Source organism: Aromatoleum diolicum (assembly GCF_012910955.1).
GTDB classification, from domain to species: Bacteria; Pseudomonadota; Gammaproteobacteria; order Burkholderiales; family Rhodocyclaceae; genus Aromatoleum; species Aromatoleum diolicum.
Genome location: NZ_WTVQ01000016.1, coordinates 20,250 through 38,078, shown reverse-complemented (window position 1 = coordinate 38,078; position 17,829 = coordinate 20,250). Strand labels below are relative to the sequence as shown.

General features: G+C 65.3%; 20 protein-coding genes. 3 read left to right on the top strand and 17 right to left on the bottom strand.

All coding sequences use genetic code 11. The features are described 5' to 3' along the window. Positions 1 to 70: 70 nt before the first annotated feature. Positions 71 to 817, bottom strand: coding sequence for a pteridine reductase (locus tag GPA25_RS11160; protein WP_169260462.1), 747 nt, complete (start codon positions 815 to 817; stop codon positions 71 to 73). 205 nt (positions 818 to 1,022) lie between these two features. Here GPA25_RS11160 and GPA25_RS11155 point away from each other — a divergent pair, with 205 nt between their 5' ends. After that, complete coding sequence (locus GPA25_RS11155; protein WP_169260461.1) at positions 1,023 to 2,183, top strand: class I SAM-dependent methyltransferase; 1,161 nt, start codon at positions 1,023 to 1,025, stop codon at positions 2,181 to 2,183. 111 nt (positions 2,184 to 2,294) lie between these two features. Here GPA25_RS11155 and GPA25_RS11150 read toward each other — a convergent pair whose 3' ends face one another. From GPA25_RS11150 to GPA25_RS11140, 3 genes are all read right to left on the bottom strand, one after another. After that, on the bottom strand, positions 2,295 to 2,501 hold the full coding sequence (locus GPA25_RS11150; RefSeq protein ID WP_169260460.1) for a hypothetical protein: 207 nt from the start codon (positions 2,499 to 2,501) through the stop codon (positions 2,295 to 2,297). Between the two features lie 215 nt (positions 2,502 to 2,716). Next, positions 2,717 to 3,523, bottom strand: a complete 807-nt coding sequence (locus GPA25_RS11145; RefSeq protein ID WP_169260459.1) for an alpha/beta hydrolase — start codon at positions 3,521 to 3,523, stop codon at positions 2,717 to 2,719. Next, positions 3,520 to 4,140, bottom strand: a complete 621-nt coding sequence (locus tag GPA25_RS11140; protein WP_169260458.1) for a glutathione S-transferase family protein — start codon at positions 4,138 to 4,140, stop codon at positions 3,520 to 3,522. Before GPA25_RS11140 ends, GPA25_RS11145 begins: the two co-directional genes overlap by 4 nt. Before the next feature lie 125 nt (positions 4,141 to 4,265). On the opposite strand from GPA25_RS11140, the gene GPA25_RS11135 reads away from it, so the two are divergent. Beyond that, positions 4,266 to 4,463: a DUF2905 domain-containing protein gene (locus GPA25_RS11135; RefSeq protein ID WP_169260457.1), complete on the top strand. Its 198-nt coding sequence runs from the start codon at positions 4,266 to 4,268 to the stop codon at positions 4,461 to 4,463. Positions 4,464 to 4,502: 39 nt separating this feature from the next. On the opposite strand, the gene GPA25_RS11130 is transcribed toward GPA25_RS11135, so the two are convergent. The 4 genes from GPA25_RS11130 to GPA25_RS11115 are packed head-to-tail and all read right to left on the bottom strand — an operon-like array spanning position 4,503 to position 9,389. Beyond that, positions 4,503 to 5,744, bottom strand: coding sequence for a multifunctional CCA addition/repair protein (locus GPA25_RS11130; protein WP_169260456.1), 1,242 nt, complete (start codon positions 5,742 to 5,744; stop codon positions 4,503 to 4,505). Continuing rightward, on the bottom strand, positions 5,744 to 6,400 hold the full coding sequence (locus GPA25_RS11125) for a glutathione S-transferase family protein (RefSeq protein ID WP_169260455.1): 657 nt from the start codon (positions 6,398 to 6,400) through the stop codon (positions 5,744 to 5,746). Before GPA25_RS11125 ends, GPA25_RS11130 begins: the two co-directional genes overlap by 1 nt. Positions 6,401 to 6,458: 58 nt before the next feature. Further along, positions 6,459 to 7,424, bottom strand: coding sequence for an NAD-dependent epimerase/dehydratase family protein (locus tag GPA25_RS11120; protein ID WP_169260454.1), 966 nt, complete (start codon positions 7,422 to 7,424; stop codon positions 6,459 to 6,461). A gap of 33 nt (positions 7,425 to 7,457) precedes the next feature. Further along, positions 7,458 to 9,389 carry a lytic transglycosylase domain-containing protein gene (locus tag GPA25_RS11115; RefSeq protein WP_169260453.1) on the bottom strand — a complete coding sequence of 644 codons (1,932 nt, stop codon included), beginning with the start codon at positions 9,387 to 9,389 and terminating at the stop codon, positions 7,458 to 7,460. 39 nt (positions 9,390 to 9,428) lie between these two features. Here GPA25_RS11115 and GPA25_RS11110 point away from each other — a divergent pair, with 39 nt between their 5' ends. After that, a complete protein-coding gene (locus GPA25_RS11110) occupies positions 9,429 to 10,046 on the top strand; it encodes a 5-formyltetrahydrofolate cyclo-ligase (RefSeq protein WP_425486384.1) in 618 nt (205 codons plus the stop codon). Here GPA25_RS11110 and ilvA read toward each other — a convergent pair. The 9 genes from ilvA to pncC all read right to left on the bottom strand — a co-directional run bounded on the left by ilvA (position 10,025) and on the right by pncC (position 17,829). Then, positions 10,025 to 11,545, bottom strand: coding sequence for a threonine ammonia-lyase, biosynthetic (gene ilvA, locus GPA25_RS11105; RefSeq protein ID WP_169260452.1), 1,521 nt, complete (start codon positions 11,543 to 11,545; stop codon positions 10,025 to 10,027). The two genes, GPA25_RS11110 and ilvA, sit on opposite strands and share 22 nt — an antisense overlap. Positions 11,546 to 11,711: 166 nt before the next feature. Next, on the bottom strand, positions 11,712 to 12,653 hold the full coding sequence (gene hprK / locus GPA25_RS11100) for an HPr(Ser) kinase/phosphatase (protein WP_169260451.1): 942 nt from the start codon (positions 12,651 to 12,653) through the stop codon (positions 11,712 to 11,714). Continuing rightward, the gene (ptsN, locus tag GPA25_RS11095) at positions 12,622 to 13,107 is read right to left on the bottom strand and encodes a PTS IIA-like nitrogen regulatory protein PtsN (protein ID WP_169260450.1); all 486 of its coding nucleotides are present in this window, start codon (positions 13,105 to 13,107) and stop codon (positions 12,622 to 12,624) included. Before ptsN ends, hprK begins: the two co-directional genes overlap by 32 nt. 136 nt (positions 13,108 to 13,243) lie before the next feature. Further along, the gene (gene hpf, locus GPA25_RS11090; protein ID WP_169260449.1) at positions 13,244 to 13,570 is read right to left on the bottom strand and encodes a ribosome hibernation-promoting factor, HPF/YfiA family; all 327 of its coding nucleotides are present in this window, start codon (positions 13,568 to 13,570) and stop codon (positions 13,244 to 13,246) included. A 17-nt stretch (positions 13,571 to 13,587) separates the two neighbouring features. Then, positions 13,588 to 15,039, bottom strand: coding sequence for an RNA polymerase factor sigma-54 (locus GPA25_RS11085; RefSeq protein WP_169260448.1), 1,452 nt, complete (start codon positions 15,037 to 15,039; stop codon positions 13,588 to 13,590). 21 nt (positions 15,040 to 15,060) lie between these two features. Next, the gene (gene lptB / locus GPA25_RS11080) at positions 15,061 to 15,783 is read right to left on the bottom strand and encodes an LPS export ABC transporter ATP-binding protein (protein ID WP_169260447.1); all 723 of its coding nucleotides are present in this window, start codon (positions 15,781 to 15,783) and stop codon (positions 15,061 to 15,063) included. Then, positions 15,770 to 16,219, bottom strand: coding sequence for a recombination regulator RecX (recX, locus tag GPA25_RS11075; protein ID WP_169260446.1), 450 nt, complete (start codon positions 16,217 to 16,219; stop codon positions 15,770 to 15,772). Before recX ends, lptB begins: the two co-directional genes overlap by 14 nt. A 10-nt stretch (positions 16,220 to 16,229) precedes the next feature. Continuing rightward, on the bottom strand, positions 16,230 to 17,267 hold the full coding sequence (gene recA, locus GPA25_RS11070; protein WP_169260445.1) for a recombinase RecA: 1,038 nt from the start codon (positions 17,265 to 17,267) through the stop codon (positions 16,230 to 16,232). Between the two features lie 64 nt (positions 17,268 to 17,331). Beyond that, positions 17,332 to 17,829: a nicotinamide-nucleotide amidase gene (pncC, locus tag GPA25_RS11065; RefSeq protein ID WP_169260444.1), complete on the bottom strand. Its 498-nt coding sequence runs from the start codon at positions 17,827 to 17,829 to the stop codon at positions 17,332 to 17,334.

The window sequence follows — 17,829 nt, the reverse complement described above, 5'->3', positions numbered from 1 at the left end:
GGCGGGAATCCTGCGGGGAAAAACGTGCGGAATTATACCTTTGTGCGCTGCGCAAACGGTTTCGAAAAGTTCACAGATGCGCGCTGCGCCCGCCGTCGACGGCGAGGATCTGGCCGGTGATGTAGGGTGCGTCGAACATCAGGAAGCGTACCGTACGGGCGATGTCGGCGGGGCTGCCGGGGCGTCCGAGCAGCGTGTGGCTGATGATCGCCTCGCGTTCGGCCGGTGGAAACTGGCCGTCCTCGGGCCACTCGATCGCCCCCGGCGAAACCCCATTCACGCGCACCTCGGGCGCCAGCTCCAGTGCCAGCGCGCGTGTCAGGCCGAGCAGGCCGGCCTTCGCGGCGCAATACAGCGGATAGTGGCGCAGCGGCCGTTCGGCATGGATGTCGACGATATTCACGATCGCGCCGTGCGCCGCGCGCAGCGCCGGTGCGGCCGCCTGCGACAGGAATAGCGGTCCTTTCAGGTTCGAGCCGATCAGATCCGTCCACGCCGCGGCGTCGATCGTGCCGAGCGGTGTGGGGAAGAAACTCGACGCATTATTCACCACGCCGTCGAGGCGCCCCTGGCGGGTGAGAATCGCATCGATCAGGCCTTCCGGCGCGCCGTCTTCCTTCAGGTCGGCCTGCACGGCCCACGCCGAATCCGCGCGCAGACCGTTGAAGCCTGCGGCGAGCGCGTCTGCCTCGCCGGCCGAACTGCGATAGTGCAGCACGACGCTGGCGCCACCCGCATGTAGGGTGCGCGCGATCTCCGCGCCGACTCGTCGCGCGGCGCCGGTAATCAGGATGACGGGGGTGTCCTGCGTGTTCATCGTTGCGGTGGTCCCTGAATCGGTTTGCGTGGGTGTTCGGTCAAGCCAAAGGCCGATTTCACATGAAGCGCTCGGATCCTGCAAACGCCGCCGCAGGGGGGCGGATCACAACCGTCCGCGCATTTCCCTGCCAAGCGGCACGCGCGCGGCGAGGCGGGCGAGGGCTCGCGGTTAGAATACGCGTTTTCCCGTTCCCGGCCGCCTCATGTCCCTGCCCCAACCTTCCGCCGACGCGCTGGAACAAAGCACGCGCCTCGTCCAGACCATCACCGCCGCCATCGTCGACGCCGGTGGCTGGATCCCGTTCTCGCGTTACATGGAACTGGCCCTGTACGCGCCCGGCCTCGGGTATTACAGCGGCGGCGCGAGAAAGTTCGGTCCGGGCGGCGATTTCATCACTTCGCCCGAGCTGACGCCGCTGTTCGGCCAGGCGCTCGCAGCGCAGGTCGAGCAGGTCATGCGCGCCTCCGCCCCGCTCGTACTCGAAGTCGGTGCCGGCACCGGCCTGCTCGCCGCGGACCTGCTGCTGGAACTCGATCGTCGCGGCTGCCTGCCCGACAGCTACGCCATTCTGGAAGTGTCCGGCGAGCTGCGCGAACGCCAGTTCGACACCCTTGCCGAGAAAGTGCCTCACCTCGCAAGTCGGGTGCGCTGGCTGGACGCCCTGCCGGAACATTTTTCCGGCGTGCTGATCGCCAATGAGGTGCTCGACGTGATGCCGGTGCACCTCGTGGTGACACGCGCTGAAGGCCTGTTCGAGCGTGGTGTCGCGGTCGATGACACAGGCACCCTGCGCTGGGCCGATTCGCCCGCCAGTGGCGTGGTCGCTGAAGCGGCGGCAGCGCTTGAGCTGCCACGCTCGGACAGTGCCGAATACGTGACCGAACTGAACCTCGCCGCCCGCGCGTGGGTCGCGGAATGGGCTGCGCGCCTCGAGCGCGGTGCACTGCTGCTCATCGATTATGGCTACCCGCGCGCCGAGTACTACCTGCCTTCGCGCTCGAACGGGACGCTGCTGTGTTACTACCGCCACCAGGCGCACGGCGATCCCTTCCTGTGGCCGGGACTCAACGACATCACCGCCTTCGTGGATTTCACCGCGGTTGCCGAAGCCGCATTCGATGCCGGGCTGGATGTGCTCGGCTACACCAATCAGGCGGCCTTCCTGTTCAACTGCGGGGTGCTGGAATGTCTGGCGCGGCGCGGACCGGAGCAGAGTGCGGACTACATCCGCGCGGCGCGCGCAGTGCAGCGCCTGACCACGCCGCAGGAAATGGGGGAGTTGTTCAAAGTACTGGCGCTGGGCAAGGGGATCACCGAACCCCCGCTCGGTTTCATGCGCGGCGACCGCCTGCACGCGCTCTGACGGACAAGGCTGCGCCGCCGCGAGCAATCGCGCGGGGCGCCTCCCGCAAACCATCCCGCCGCGCGCGAGCCCGCAGCCTTGTGCAGGTCTGGCGCATGGCGCTGCCGGCAGTCATTCCTGGTAGCGGTAGACCGCTTCGAGGAAGTGCTCGACGTCCATCGGCGGGGCTTTCGGTTCCGTCTCGATGTGCTCGACCTGCTGCACCTGCAGCGCCGGCTCGGGCCGCGGTGGCAGCCAGCTGGCGTTGAGCACTTCCTCGCCGTATTCCTCGGGTTCCTCGATGACCTTGCCAGTATTCATGTCCATGATCGTCACCATGATGGCCTCCGCGGTGTGGTCCGGTGGTTCGGCTCCCTGACCGTTTTATCGGCAGCGGCGGCGGATACTTGAATTAACCCACCGGAACGCTCGGGCTTCCGCGATGTTGGCAGCGCCACCGCCCGAATCACGCTGGTCGGCAGGACTGGCAGGGTGCCCCGACGGCACCCACGATTTAATCATGAATCGAAATGATTGCGATTGCCAGTGCTATTTCATGCAATTTGTGTCGGAAGCCACGCCGCGATGTGCTCGGCGACCTTGAACCAGTCCTGCTCCAGCATCACGCCGTGCCCCATGCCAGGCATGATGTGTGCTGGCTCGCCGTAGGTGGCGGCCGTCATCGCTACCTGCGCCGGCGGAATCAGATGGTCGTGCTCGGCCCCCATGATCAGCATCGGCGGGCGGTGCATGCGCCCCGGTTGCGGCAGGTTGAACAGCGTCATGTCCCAGATCGCACGGTGCGATTCTGGCTGGCACTTGCGGTAGTAACGCATCAGCGTCTCGACCGTGATCGGCTGGTGGAACAGCGCTTCGCGCAGGCCATCCGGGTCGGGATGGCCGCCGTTGAGAATGCGGTTGAGGTCGTTGATCAGGTTGGGCTTGTTGAACATCAGCCCGATCGCCGAACCCATCAGCCCCTGTGGCGGGACCGAGCACAGCAGCACTGCAGCGGGAACGCTGGCGCGTTCCAGATACTTCTGCACGACGAGGCCGCCCATCGAATGGCCGATCAGCGCCGGTGTTCCGGGCAGCTTTTCCACGACTTCGGCGACGTCGCGCACATAGTCGTCGATCGAGAAACTGTCGAGCGGCCCGCGCCGGCGGCTCGCGCCGTGACCGGACAGCGACAGCGCGTAACAGGCGTAGCCGGCGTCGGCGAAATACGGCAGGAAATGTTCCTCCCAGCACCACGCGCCGGTGTAGGCACCGTGGATGAACAGCAGCGGGGTGGTGCAGGCGGGCTTGCCGGCGGGGCTGCGGGCGATGACCTCGAGATCGCCGAAACGGTTGGCATTCATTTTCCCACCTCCATGCCACGGGCCACTGCGGGGCGGGCGGCGATTGCGTTGTACCAGCGCTGCACTTCGGGGAAGTGCGCGAGATCGATACCCTGCCAGTCGTGGCGGGCGATCCACGGAAAGGTGGCGATGTCGGCGATCGAGTAGTCCGTGCCGGCAAGCCAGTCGCGGCCGGTCAGGCGGGTATTGAGCACACCGTAGAGGCGCGCCGCTTCCTTCGAGTAGCGCGTGACGGCGTAGGGCACCACTTCCGGCGCATAGCGCAGGAAGTGGTGCGCCTGGCCGAGCATGGGGCCGACGTTGCCCATCTGGAACATCAGCCACTGGATCGCGTCGCTGCGCGCCCGCGCGTCGGTCGGCAGCAGGCGGCCGGTCTTCTCGGCAAGATACAACAGGATCGCCCCGGACTCGATGACCGTGATCGGCTTGCCGTCGGGTCCGTCGCTATCGACGATGACGGGAATGCGATGGTTCGGGTTGAGTGCAAGAAAATCCGGGGCGAACTGTTCGTCGCGGGTGATATCGATCGGACGTACCTCGTAGGGCAGGCCGAGTTCTTCGAGCGCAATGGACACCTTGCGGCCGTTGGGGGTGGTCCAGGTATAGAGCGTAATCATGTATTGCAGTCGTCGGGTTGGGGGGCAATGTGTTCTTGTTGTGGGCCGTGCATTGTCGTTCGCGGCCGCATTGCGATACGGGCCCCTTGCGGGGTCTAATGCTTGTTTCGCGCCTGGAGAAGGGCATGTTCAAGTGGCTGGTGGTGCTCGTGCTGATGGTGCTGGTAACCGGTCTGTTCCGGCCCGGCCTGACGCGCACGCTGCGCCTCGGGCATCTCCCCGGCGACCTGCATTTCAGTCTGCGCGGTCATGCATTTCATTTGCCATTCACCAGCACGATTCTCCTGTCCCTGCTTGCCTGGGCGATTCTGCGCGCAATCTGAGTCGCGGCGTAACGCGATTGTTACATCGCCTGGCGGCCCTCAGTCCTCGCCGGCACGCTTGCCACCTTGCGGGCCGCGAAGCGCCTTCACGGCGGCTACCCGTGCCGCATGCACCTGTTGCGGAATCGCCGATTTGTCGCGACATGCCTGCGCAATCTCGCCCGCATTGACTGCCTGCACAGCGGTGAGCGCGGCACGCCAGATTTCCCGCTGAGTGTAACGGCGTTCGCCCATGCCGACGCGGCCAAAAAAATCACAGGCACCGGCATCAAGCAACTGGCCGAAACGTTCCGGCCGCCGCAAGGCGTCGGCGCGTTCGAGCAGTTTGACGATCGTCTCGGGCCGCAATTGTGCCGCCTGGTGAAGAATGCCATGTTCGCGCGCGAAGATGATCGCGAGATCACGGCAATCGACCGGCGCGCGCAGGCGCTCCGAGACGCTGCGTGCGCGTTCGGCGCTTGCCGCCTCGTGACCGTAATGGTGCGGCAACACATGCGCCGGCGTATCGCCCTTGCCCAGATCGTGCAGCAGACAGGCCCAGCGCACGGCCAGCGGCTGCTGTGTCCGGGCGGCGTAATCGACGACGGCCAGCACATGTTCTCCGGTGTCGACTTCCGGGTGATGCTCGACCGGTTGCGGCACGCCGAACAGGCGATCGACCTCCGGCAGGATGCGCGCCAGCGCGCCACATTCGCGCAGCACGCGCAGCATGCGCGAGGGGGTCGCTTCCATCAGCCCGCGTGCGAGTTCCTGCCACACACGTTCGGCGACGAGGTGATCGACCTCGCCGTCGGCCACCATCGCGCGCATCAGGGCCAGGGTATCCGGTGCCACCGAAAAGTCGCTGAAGCGCGCCGCGAAGCGCGCTACGCGGAGGATGCGTACCGGGTCCTCGGCGAACGCCGGGCTGACGTGGCGGAAGAGGCGCAGCCGAAGGTCGGACTGCCCGCCGTAGGGGTCGATCAGTGTGCCGTCCTCGTCCTGGGCGATCGCATTGATCGTCAGGTCGCGGCGCAGCAGGTCGTCTTCGAGCGTAACGTCGGGCGCGGTGTGCACGACGAAGCCGGTGTACCCCCGGCCGCTCTTGCGTTCGGTGCGCGCGAGGGCATATTCCTCGCCGGTCCTGGGGTGCAGGAAAACCGGAAAATCCTTGCCGACGGGGCGAAAGCCCCGTGCGAGCATGTCCTCGACCGTCGCGCCGACCACCACCCAGTCACGATCCTGCACCGGCAGGCCGAGCAAGCGGTCGCGGACGGCGCCGCCGACGACGTAGGTACGCATCAGCCGTAGAGGTCCTCGGCAGGAATCGACTCGCTCTCGTCACGCGCGGCGGTTTCCCATTCGCGCATCAGCGGATGGGCGAGCATCGCCGCGAGGTACTCGCCGGCCGCCCCCGCCGGCTGGATGCCATAGGTGCGGAAGCGGAAGCACACCGGCGCATACATTGCATCGGCGGCCGAGAAGGCGCCGAACAGATAGGGGCCACCCGGGGTGGCCTTGCTGCCGAAGCGTGCACGGCAGTCGTTCCAGATCGCCTCGATGCGTGCGATGTTGGCGTCGACGGCGGGGGTGTGGCCCTTGCCGGCGTAGTCCTTGCGGATGTTCATCGACATGTGCTGGCGCAGGTCGGTGAAGCCGGAGTGCATTTCGGCGCTCACGGAACGCGCCACTGCGCGCGCGGCCGGGTCGGTCGGCCACAGGCCCGGAGACTTCTCGGCGAGATACTCGCAGATCGCCAGCGAATCCCATACCGCCAGACCGTGGTCGATCACACACGGCACCTTGCCAGAGGGCGAGTGCTGCAGGATGCGCTCACGGCTGCCTTCGATGAATAGCGCAATGCGGATTTCCTCGAAGATCTGCCCGCTGGCGCGCGCGGCAAGCCAGGCGCGCAGCGACCAGGAAGAGTAGTTCTTGTTGCCGATGATCAGTTTCATGCGCTCGTCTCCGGTGTGGCTGTGTGGAATTGCATGGGGTCTGCGTGGGTAGCCGCGTTCAGCCGTCGTGGTGTCCCGAACGGCTGCGCATCGCGTAGTAGCGGGCGCGCGGGAAACTGTCGCCGATGTAGGTCGGCGCAACCACTTCGAGCGCTGCGGGGATCATGCCGAAGGGCAGCGGAGCGCCGCTGGCGACGTTGTCGACGCGCATCGAGCGCACATTGTCGCGACTCATCATCGGTTGCGGCGCGAGTTCCATCAGTCTGGCCTGCAGCATCGCCAGACCTTGTGGCAATGCAATGATCGGACGCGGGTGCCCGGACAGCTCGCTCACGTATTCGACCAGCTGACGCAGGGTGTAGACGGTCGGGCCGGCCAGTTCCCAGGTCTGGCCGATGCTTGTCGCGTCGAGCAGGCAGCGCCACACCACCTCGGCCACGTCCTCGACACATACCGGCTGGAAGCGTGCGTGCGCGCCCGCCAGTGGCAGCACGGGGAACAGCCCCGCGAGCCGCGCGAACAGGTTGAGGAAGTTGTCCTCGCGACCGAACATCACCGACGGGCGCAGGATCGTCCATGCCGGATCGTCACCCGCTGCGCGCACCGCATCCTCGCCCGCGGCCTTCGAGCGCAGGTATTCGGACGGCGCGTTCGCCGATGCGCCAAGCGCGCTGATGTGGATCAGGCGCGGCACGCTGGCGGCGCGGCAAGCGGCGACGATCTTGCGCGGCAACTCGACGTGGGCGCGCGCGAAGTCCGCGCCGTAGGGACTGCCCGAACGCGAATGCAGGATGCCGACGAGGTTCACGACCGCATCCGCACCGGCGAGCAGGCGCGTCAGCGTGGCGGGATCATGGATATCGGCTTCCTCGACATCGACCGTCGGAATCGGCAGCAGTGCTCCCGCGCGGCTGCGTCGACGGGTTGGCACCAGCACGCTGATGCCGCTGAGCGACAGGCGGTTGGCAATGACGCGGCCCACAAAACCGGACCCGCCGATGAGCACGACACGTTCCATTTTCACGCTGAGAACTCCATGCGAAGGACTATCGGGATATTACCGGTCACTCGCCAGCCGCGGCGCGATGGTGCCGAGGCGGGCCTTCAGTGACTGCGGACGCGCCTCGAAGATCGCGGCGTAGATGACGGCATTGGCCATTACTTTTTTAACATAATCGCGAGTTTCGTCGAAGGGGATCGTTTCGGCATAGATTGCACCTTCGAGGGCTCGCTCGTCACGCCATTTGCGTGCGCGGCCGGGTCCCGCATTGTAGCCGGCCGAGGCCAGCACCGGATGGTTGTCGAGGTCTTCGAGGATCAGGCGCATGTAGCTCGTGCCGAGCAGTACGTTGGTGTCCGGATCAGTGAGCATGCCATGGTTGTAATTGGGGAGTCCGATCTTGTTGGCGACCCACTTCCCGGTCGCCGGCATCACCTGCATCAGCCCTTGCGCGCCGGCACTTGAGCGCGCGGGGGCGATGAAGCGGCTTTCCTGGCGCATCAGACCGTACACCCAGGCCATGTCCAGGCCCTGCTGCTGCACTTGCGGTTCCACCAATTGCCGGTACGGCGCGAGAAAACGCAGGTCGAAGTTCGCCTTCGGATCGGTACGCTCCGCGGTGTTGATTGCGCGATCGAAGATCTCGTGACGCAGTGCAAGACGCGCGGCCGCGATCAGGAAACCGTCATCCTGGCCGCGCAAGGCCCAGTTCCACTCGCGCATCGCTTCGGTGCGCATGTCCAGACGGTAGAGCGCGAGCGAACGGCGCAGTCCGGCATCGGCCTCGGCACGTGCGGTGTCGTCGGCAGTGACCGTGCCGTTGCGTGACGGCGGCGCGAAAGGCTGGCCGAGTTCTTCGGCGGCGAGCATGCCGTAGAAGTTCGGCTGGGCGGCGATGCGCTGATACAGCGGCGTGGCGTCCGCCGGACGCCCCAGTGCGGCATATGCGCGGCCGAGCCAGTAGGTCCATTCCGGCAACGCCTGCTCGGTTGCCGGCAGACTTTCGATCGCCGCCTGCACGCCGGGCCAGTCTTCGCCGCGCAGTGTCGTGCGGATCCGCCAGGCGCGCTGTTCGCTGCTCAATGGCACCTTGCCGGCGGCGCGGAACCATGCGGCGGCGAAGGGCGAGCGCTGCAGCGCGCCGTGATGGCCGAGCACGGCCGAGGCGTAGGCGCGTTCGTCGGCACTCAGCCGCTCCTCGATGCGTGCGAAGCGCGCATGGGCAGCGGCCACGTCCTCGCGTGCAAGCCGCACCAGAGCCGCCAGGGCGAGCTCACGGCCGGCGCGCGACGCGGCAAAGCTCGCCGGCAGTCGATCGAGATACTGGCCCGGGCTCTTGATGGCGCGATCGAATTCGGCTATCGCGGGAGCTTCGTGCACAGGCAGCCATGACAGTGTCGCCCGCGCACTGGAAGGGTTGCGGGTATCCGTCTGCCGGCGCGCCCGCCACCACAATTCATCGCTGCCGATGTGTCCCGCGAACGCCAGCGTACGGAACACTGGCTCGCAGGCGTTGTGGTTGTCGGCCAGTTCCATCCAGCGCTCATGCACCTCGGTGAGAACCGCCATGTCGCCGGACTCTAGCCGGGCGTTACGCTGCAGGCAGCGCATCTCGGCGTCCGGTTCGCGCAAGTCCGGATACTGCTGCAGAAAACCCGTCCAGTCGCGTTCGCGCGCCATGCGCCGCAGCCAGTCGGTGCGCAGCCGCTCCGCCAGCACGCTGTCCGGTTCGCGTAGCAGGAACTCGGTCAACTCGTCACTCGGCGGCGCCTCGGGTCGTGCCAGAATGCTGGACAGGCGCCAGTAGCGCACATACGAATCGAGCACATGCGGTTCGCGCTCGTATGCCAGACGATCCAGCGTCACGTGGTCTCCGGTGCGCAGCGCATCGCGCGCTGCCAGAATCCGGTCATCCCCGAGCTGCCCGTGGGCACCCGGACTCAGGCTCGCCAGCACCAATGCCAGCGTTGCCCACAAACTCTTTGCCATCCCTTGCGATCCCCTTTAAAACCGTCCGACCATATCACAGTGAATCCAGAACTTCCTGCCCCCGCCACCGAATCCGCGCAGCAACGCAAGACCCTGCGTGCACGCACCATCGCCGCGCGGGAAGCCCTGACTGCGACGCATCGTGCGGCGCTGATGCGTCAGCTCGAAACCCACCTCGGCGAACTGCTCGCGCGGCTCGCCCCGACGACGCTCGGCTTTTGCTGGCCTTATCGCGGCGAGCCCGATCTGCGCACGTGGGTTGCGCACTGGCTGGCCGCTGATGCGGCGCGCGTTGCCGTCCTGCCGGTGGTGCCCCATCAGGCTGGTCCAATGGAGTTTCGCCGCTGGATGCCGGGGATGGACATGCCGCTCGACCGTCACGGCATCCCGCATCCTCCCGACGGCGAGCCGCGCATCCCCGACGTCGTGCTTGTGCCCTGCAACGCCTTCGATGCGGCGGGTTACCGGGTCGGCTACGGGGGCGGATATTTCGACCGTACGCTGGCGGTAATGAATCCCGTTGCCGTCGGCCTGGGCTTCGAGTTCGCGCGTGTCGACGATGTGGGGCCGCAGGCGCACGACCGGCCGATGGACTGGATCCTGACCGAGCGCGGTGCTTTTCCGGCCACGTCGCGTCAACCGAGGAACATGCGGTAGGCCGGGTTGGCGGATTCGTCGGCGTATTCGTAGCCCAGGCGGTCGAGGAAGCCCTGGAATGCCCCCTTGTCCTCGGGCGGCACCTGCATGCCGACCAGCACGCGGCCGAAATCCGCGCCGTGATTGCGGTAGTGGAAGAGACTGATGTTCCAGTCCGAATGCAGGTTGGTCAGGAAATTCATCAGCGCGCCCGGGCGCTCGGGAAACTCGAAGCGGTACACGAGTTCGTTATCCACGTGCGGGGCGCGCCCACCAACCATGTAGCGGATGTGGCTCTTTGCCATTTCGTCGTCGGTGAGGTCCACCGCGGGCAATTCGTGGCGTTCAAGCATCTCGACCACGTGTGTCGCCTCGGCGCGGTTATGCACCGAGATGCCGACGAAGATGTGCGCGCGCTGCGGGTCCGCATAGCGATAATTGAATTCGGTGATATGCCGGTTGCCGACCAGGCTGCAGAACTTGCGGAACGAGCCGGGGCGCTCCGGAATCGTGACGGCAATAACGGCCTCGCGCTGTTCGCCGACTTCGGCGCGTTCGGCGACGAAACGCAAGCGGTCGAAATTCATGTTCGCGCCGGAGGCGACCGCCACGAGGCTCTTGCCATGCAGGTTGTGGCGCTTTACGTATTCCTTCGCGCCAGCGATGGCGAGCGCACCGGAAGGTTCGAGAATCGAGCGGGTGTCCTCGAAGACATCCTTCAGCGCGGCGCAGATCGCGTCGTTGTCGACCAGGATCATCTCGTCGACGTATTGCTGGCACAGGCGGAAAGTTTCTTCGCCGACCTGTTTGACGGCAGTGCCGTCGGCAAACAGGCCGACCTGTTCGAGGACGACGCGCTCGCCTGCGGCGAGCGAGCGGGTCATCGCATCGGCATCCACGGTTTCGACGCCGATGATCTTCGTCTCCGGGCGCAGGCGCTTGACGTAGGCCGCGATACCGGCAATCAGTCCGCCGCCGCCCACTGCACAGAAGATCGCGTGGATCGGGTCGGGATGGGCGCGCAGGATCTCCATGCCGATCGTGCCCTGACCGGCGATGACGTCGGGGTCGTCGTAGGGATGGACGAAAGTCAGCTTCTCCGTTTTCTCCAGTTCCACCGAATGGGCATAGGCGTCGGAATAGGAGTCGCCGGCCAGCACGACCTCGCCACCGCGGGCCTTGACCGCGTCGACCTTGATTAGCGGCGTCGAGGTCGGCATCACGATGACCGCGCGCACGCCGAGCTTCTGTGCCGACAGCGCCACCCCCTGCGCATGGTTGCCGGCGGACGCGCAGATCACGCCGCGCTTGAGCGCCTGTGGCGACAGGTGCGCCATCTTGTTGTAGGCCCCGCGCAGCTTGAAGCTGAACACCGGCTGCATGTCCTCGCGCTTCAGATACACGCGGTTATGCACGCGTGCCGACAAGTTGGTCGCGAGGTCGAGCGGGGTTTCCTCGGCGACGTCGTAGACCCGGGCGTTGAGGATTTTTTCCAGATAGTCCGGCGTTGCAGCGGTCATGATCGGGGCCTGTGCCTGGGGGCGCAAAGACGTCGAGCGTAGCAGCCGATGCGGCACTGCGGCAAGAGTCAATGTAATGTCGGGATGAGTCGCACGAGCGTGCCTGCCGCCCGGAAGTGTCGGCGTGCGTCAGGCGGGCGCCCCGGCACGTGCGCCCGGTGCCGGATCAGTACGTGCCCTGCTCGGCGTCGAGCATGCGTTGCTGGCGGTCGATGAACTCCTGCGTGGAGTCGAGGCCACGCAGTTGCAGGATCGTCGAGCGCACCGCGGCTTCCAGCAGCACCGCAATATTGCGTCCCGCCGCGACCGGCAGGGTCGCGCGGATCACGGGTACGCCGAGGATGTTCTGGGTTTCGCGTTGTATCGGCAAGCGTGATGGGTCGGACTGGCCGGGCAGGCGGCGCTCAAGGTGCACGATCAGGCGCAGGCGCATTTTCCGCCGGCACGCGGTTTCTCCGAAGATCGTGCGGATATTGAGGATCCCCAGCCCGCGTACCTCGATGAAGTCCTTCAGCATGTCGGGACAGCGCCCTTCCAGCACTGTCGGCGCGATGCACGCGAACTCGACGATATCGTCGGCGACCAGGCCGTGACCGCGCGAGATCAGTTCCAGCGCGAGTTCGGATTTGCCGGCGCCGGAGCTGCCGGTGATGAATACGCCGATTCCGAGCACGTCCATGAATACGCCGTGCAGCGAAATTTTTTCAGCGAGTTCGCGCGAAAGGTACAGGCGCAGCTGGTCGATCACGCTGGCCGCGGGGAGTGGCGTGGTAATCAGCGCGACATCGGCATATTCACAGATGCCGCGCAGGATGTCGGGGATCTCGCAGTTGTCGGCGACGATGATCGCCGGCGGATGCGCACCGATGATCTCGGTGAGGTGATGGGCGACCTTGTCGCGCGACTGGCGCTGCGCCCACGCGAGTTCGGCGGCGCCGAGAATCTGCACGCGGGTGGGGTGAATCAGGTTGAGGTGACCGACCAGATCGGCGGGCCAGATGCGCTCTTCGGTGACCGACATGACCCGGTCGAGCCGGCCGCTGACGTGGGTCAGCTCCAGCCGTTCGCGGCGAGACTCATACAGCCGCGCGACGCTGGTCTGTCGCATGGGGACCCCAGGAGGCGAACAGGGAATGGATGGTGGTCGTGTCGGGTGCGTTCTGCAGTTGTTCGCGGAAGTCGCGGTCGCTGAACATCTGCGCCAGTTCGGACAGCAACTGGAGATGGTGCTCGTTGGCCTGCTCGGGTACCAGCAGCACGAACAGCATGGTCACAGGACGGCCGTCCGGGGCGTCGAACTGCACCGGCGTGGCGAGGCGTAGAAAGGCGCCGGCGGCGTCGCGCAGGCCCTTGATGCGGCCGTGCGGGATCGCAATGCCCTGGCCCAGCCCCGTCGAGCCGAGCCGCTCGCGCGAGAACAGGCTGTCAAACACTACGCTGCGGGCAATGCCTTGATTGTTCTCGAACAGCAGGCCAGCCTGTTCGAAGACGCGCTTCTTGCTGCTCGCGTCCAGATCGATGACCACGTTTGAAGGTGGCAGGAGTTCGGCAATGAGGCTCATGCGGATCACCGCCTGCGCGACGCCGGACTCGCCGGTGCCGTGCAGGCGCGGGAAAGGTCGGGAGGCGTGTGGCAGGCGCGAGTTGAAAACGCGCGAATTATAAACACACCCTAGACCGGGAGCACGAGGAAATGGATCACAGTTCCGTGGGTTGTTGATGCTTCAGCGTATCGTGACCGTGATCGTGGTTCTTGCCCTTGTACTTCAGAACCTGCCGATCAAGCTTGTCGACCATGCTGTCGATGGCGGCGTACATGTCACCATCATCGCTCTCGACATAGATGTCCTTGCCGCGAACGTGCAGCGTCACTTCCGCTTTCTGCTTCAGTTTTTCTACCGAAAGAATCACATTGACGCTGGTCACGTTGTCGAAGTGGCGGATGACCCGATCCAGTTTGGTATTGACGTATTCGCGGATCGCGGGGGTGACTTCGACGTGATGTCCGTTGATGGTGAGATTCATGATGATTCCTCGTATTGTCAGATCGTTTTGCGCAGGCTGACCGGCGGGATATTGAGTGATTCGCGGTATTTTGCGATGGTTCTCCGCGCTACCACGATACCCTGCTGGCCCAACAATTCGGCAATTTTCGCGTCGGACAGGGGTTTTTTCCTGTCTTCGGCTTCCACCAGCTGACGAATCAGCGCGCGAATCGCAGTGGAAGAAGCCGCCCCACCGGTGTCGGTGGCAACGTGGCTGCCGAAAAAATACTTCAGTTCGAACACGCCGCGCGGTGTGGCCATGAATTTCTGCGTCGTGACCCGCGAGACCGTGGACTCGTGCAGCTCCAGCTGGTCCGCGATCTCCCTCAACGTCAGAGGTCGCATCGCCACATCGCCATAATCGAAGAACTGTCGCTGCTGGTCAACGATGGCTTGGGAAACCCGTAAAATCGTGTCGAAACGTTGTTGCACGTTCTTGATCAGCCAGCGTGCTTCCTGCAGTTGGCTGGTCAGCGCACCGCCCGAGCCGCGGTTCTGCTGCAGGATGCTCGCGTACAGGGAGTTGATGCGCAGCTTCGGCATTGCCTCCGGATTAAGGCTGACGACCCAGCGGCTGCGTATCTTGCGCACCACGACGTCGGGCAGGATATAGCGTGTTTCCTGCACCGAGTGCTGCGAACCGGGGTGCGGGTCGAGACTGCAGATCAGGGCGTGCGCGCTGCGCAGGGCGTCGTCGTCGCAGCCCAGGGAACGCTTCAGGCGCAGGAAATTGCGTTCGGCCAGCAGCTCCAGATGTTCGTCGACGATCTTCAACGCGAGGTCGCGCGTCAGCCCGGAGGGCATCGCGCGCAGTTGCAGGCTCAGGCACTCCCGCGGATTGCGCGCGCCGATGCCGGCCGGGTCGAGGTTCTGCACGTGATGCAGCGCGATCGACAGATCGTCGAGGTCGTATTCGAGTTCCGGCGGCAGCAGCGGCAGCAGGTCTTCCAACGACTGGTTGAGGTAGCCGTCATCGTCCAGGGCCTCGATGATGAAGCGCACCAGCGCGCGGTCGCGGTCCGAGAGTGGCGACAGGCTGACCTGCTGGTCGAGATAGTCGCGCAGGCAGGTGCCGGCGGCTTGCAGTTCCTGGAAGTCGGTGTCGTCGTCGTCGTCGCGGTTCGATGATCCGCTGCCGGCGCTTGACCATTCGCCGGCTTCGTCGAAGTTGGCGGGTTCCGCGTCGGTGCGCTGTTCATCTGCGGGCGCAGGGCTTTCGGATTCACTGCTGGTGGTCGAGGATGACGGTGACGATAAGGCCTCCGACGGGGGCGGCGCGAAATCGCTGCCGTCGCCGTCCTCGCGCTCGAGCATGGGATTTTCCAGCAGGAAGCGCTCGAGCTCCTGGTTCAGTTCCAGGGTGGAAAGTTGCAGCAGCTTGATCGACTGCTGCAGCTGTGGTGTCAGCGTAAGGTGCTGAGAGATCTTGAGCTGGAGGGAGGGCTTCATAGCACTGCGGCGGAGTGTGGCTCAGAGTCGGAAGTGCTCGCCAAGGTAGACCTGGCGGACCTGCTCGTTGGCGACGATTTCATTCGGGCGGCCGCTGGCCAGCACGCGCCCTTCGCTGATGATGTAGGCGCGGTTGCAGATACCCAGCGTCTCGCGCACGTTGTGGTCGGTGATCAGCACGCCGATACCGCGGTCGCGCAGAAAGCGGATGATCTTCTGGATGTCGAGTACCGCAATCGGGTCGACGCCCGCAAACGGCTCGTCGAGCAGGATCAGGCGCGGGTCGGTTGCCAGCGCACGGGCGATCTCGCAGCGCCGGCGTTCGCCCCCGGACAGTGAGATTGCAGTGCTGTCGCGCAGGTGCGCGATGCCGAGTTCTTCGAGCAGTTCCTCGAGGCGCGCCTCGATCCTGTCGTTGTCGAGGTCCTGCAGTTCGAGTACGGCGCGGATGTTCTCGGCCACCGTGAGCTTGCGGAACACGCTCATTTCCTGCGGCAGGTAGGATAGGCCCAGGCGCGCGCGCGCGTGGATCGGCAGATGGGTAAGCTGTGCGTCATCGAGCGTGATGTCGCCGCCGTCGGCGCGTACGAGCCCGACGATCATGTAGAAACAGGTGGTCTTGCCCGCGCCGTTGGGGCCGAGCAGACCGACGACTTCGCCGCTGCCGACTTCGAAGCCGACATCGTGGACAACGGTGCGCGCCTTGTAGCGCTTCTGCAGTCCGGCGACCTTAAGCAGACTCATCGGGGCTCTCTTTCAGTAACTTGCGAATCACGTCGCCTGCAAAGCCGCGGCTTTGCAGGAAGCGCGCTTGCCGCGCCCATTCGCGCGCGTCAGCGGGGGCGCCGCCGAACTTGCTGTTCCAGACGGCACGCGCGCGCTCAATCTCGCCCTCAGTACATTCGGCGTCCAGCGCCGCGTCGATGGTGTCGCGTGGCACGCCGCGCTGCGCCAGATCGTGGCGCAAGCGCGCGCTGCCGAAGCGCCCAGCCTTGCCGCGTACCCAGGCCTCGGCAAAACGGTTGTCGCTGAGCAATCCGAGCTCGGTCATGCGGTCCAGTATCTCCTCGATCTCTTCGGCGGTGCCGTGCGGCGCCAGCTTGCGGGTGAGTTCGACACGCGAATGATCGCGCCGCGCGAGGTGCCGCAGGGCGCGTTCACGCAAGCTGGTGTCCGCCATGGCCTTGTGATCAGGCTGCGGCGGAGGCTGCCGGTTGGCCGAGATCGGTCGTCATTTCCTTCAGGCCGACGGCGACGCGAACCTTGTTCTCGATTTCGCGTGCGAGCGCCGGGTTGGCGCGCAAGAACTCGCGCGAGTTGTCCTTGCCCTGACCGATCTTGTCGCCGTTGTAGGCGTACCAGGCGCCGGACTTGTCGACGATCTTGTGCTGCACGCCGAGGTCGATGATCTCGCCCTCGCGCGACACGCCTTCCCCGTAAAGGATGTCGAAGTGCGCTTCCTTGAACGGTGGTGCGACCTTGTTCTTGACGACCTTGACGCGCGTCTCGGAACCGACCACTTCATCGCCCTTCTTGATCGCGCCGGTGCGACGGATGTCGAGGCGCACGGACGCATAGAACTTCAGCGCGTTGCCGCCGGTGGTGGTCTCGGGGCTGCCGAACATCACACCGATCTTCATGCGGATCTGGTTGATGAAGATCACCATCGTGTTCGTGCGGTTGATGTTCGCCGTCAGCTTGCGCAGCGCCTGACTCATCAGGCGGGCCTGCAGGCCGGGCAACTGGTCGCCCATCTCGCCCTCGATTTCGGCTTTCGGCGTCAGCGCGGCGACCGAGTCGATGACGACGATGTCTACACCGCCCGAACGCACCAGCATGTCGGCGATCTCGAGCGCCTGTTCGCCGGTGTCGGGCTGGGAGATCAGTAGGTCCGTGATGTTCACGCCGAGCTTTTCCGCGTAGCCGACGTCGAGCGCATGTTCGGCATCGATGAAGGCCGCGGTGCCCCCGAGCTTCTGCATCTCGGCGATGACCTGCAGTGTCAGCGTGGTCTTGCCGGAGGACTCCGGTCCGTAGATCTCGACCACCCGGCCGCGCGGCAGGCCGCCGAGACCGAGTGCGATGTCCAGTCCGAGCGAGCCGGTGGAGACGGTCTGGATGTCCCGTTCGACGTTGCCGTCGCCCATCCGCATGATCGAACCCTTGCCGAACTGCTTCTCGATTTGTGAGAGCGCGGCGGCGAGGGCCTTGGCCTTGTTGTCGTCCATGTCCTGTCCTTTCTAAACGTTCGTGAATTATGGCACAGAGATTGCTGGCGTGTGGATCGACACGTCAGCGTGCCGCGGAAAAGTCGTTTGTCATTAATTCGCGGAGCGCGTGAATGACCGCCTGGCGCCGCACCGCCTCGCGGTCGCCGGCGAAGTGCCGGGTTTCACTGCGGATTCCGCCCTTGCGTTCGCCCCACGCGAAACACACCATCCCGACCGGTTTGGCAGCGCTGCCGCCGCCAGGGCCGGCCACGCCCGAGATTGCCAGCGCCAGGTCCGCGCGGCTGCGTGCCAGCGTGCCGGCGACCATCTCGCACACGGTCTCTTCACTGACCGCGCCGTAGCGTTCCAGGGTGGCGGGCGAGACGCCCAGGAGATCCTTTTTGGCTTCATTGGAGTAGGTGACGAAGCCGCAATCGAACCACGCCGAGCTGCCGGCGGTGGCGGTGACGACTTCCGCGACCCAGCCGCCGGTGCAGGATTCGGCGCAGGCGAGTTTCGCGTTGCGTGCGCCGAGCCAGTCGCCCACGTCGCGCGACAAGGTGTTCAGTTGTGAGTCCAT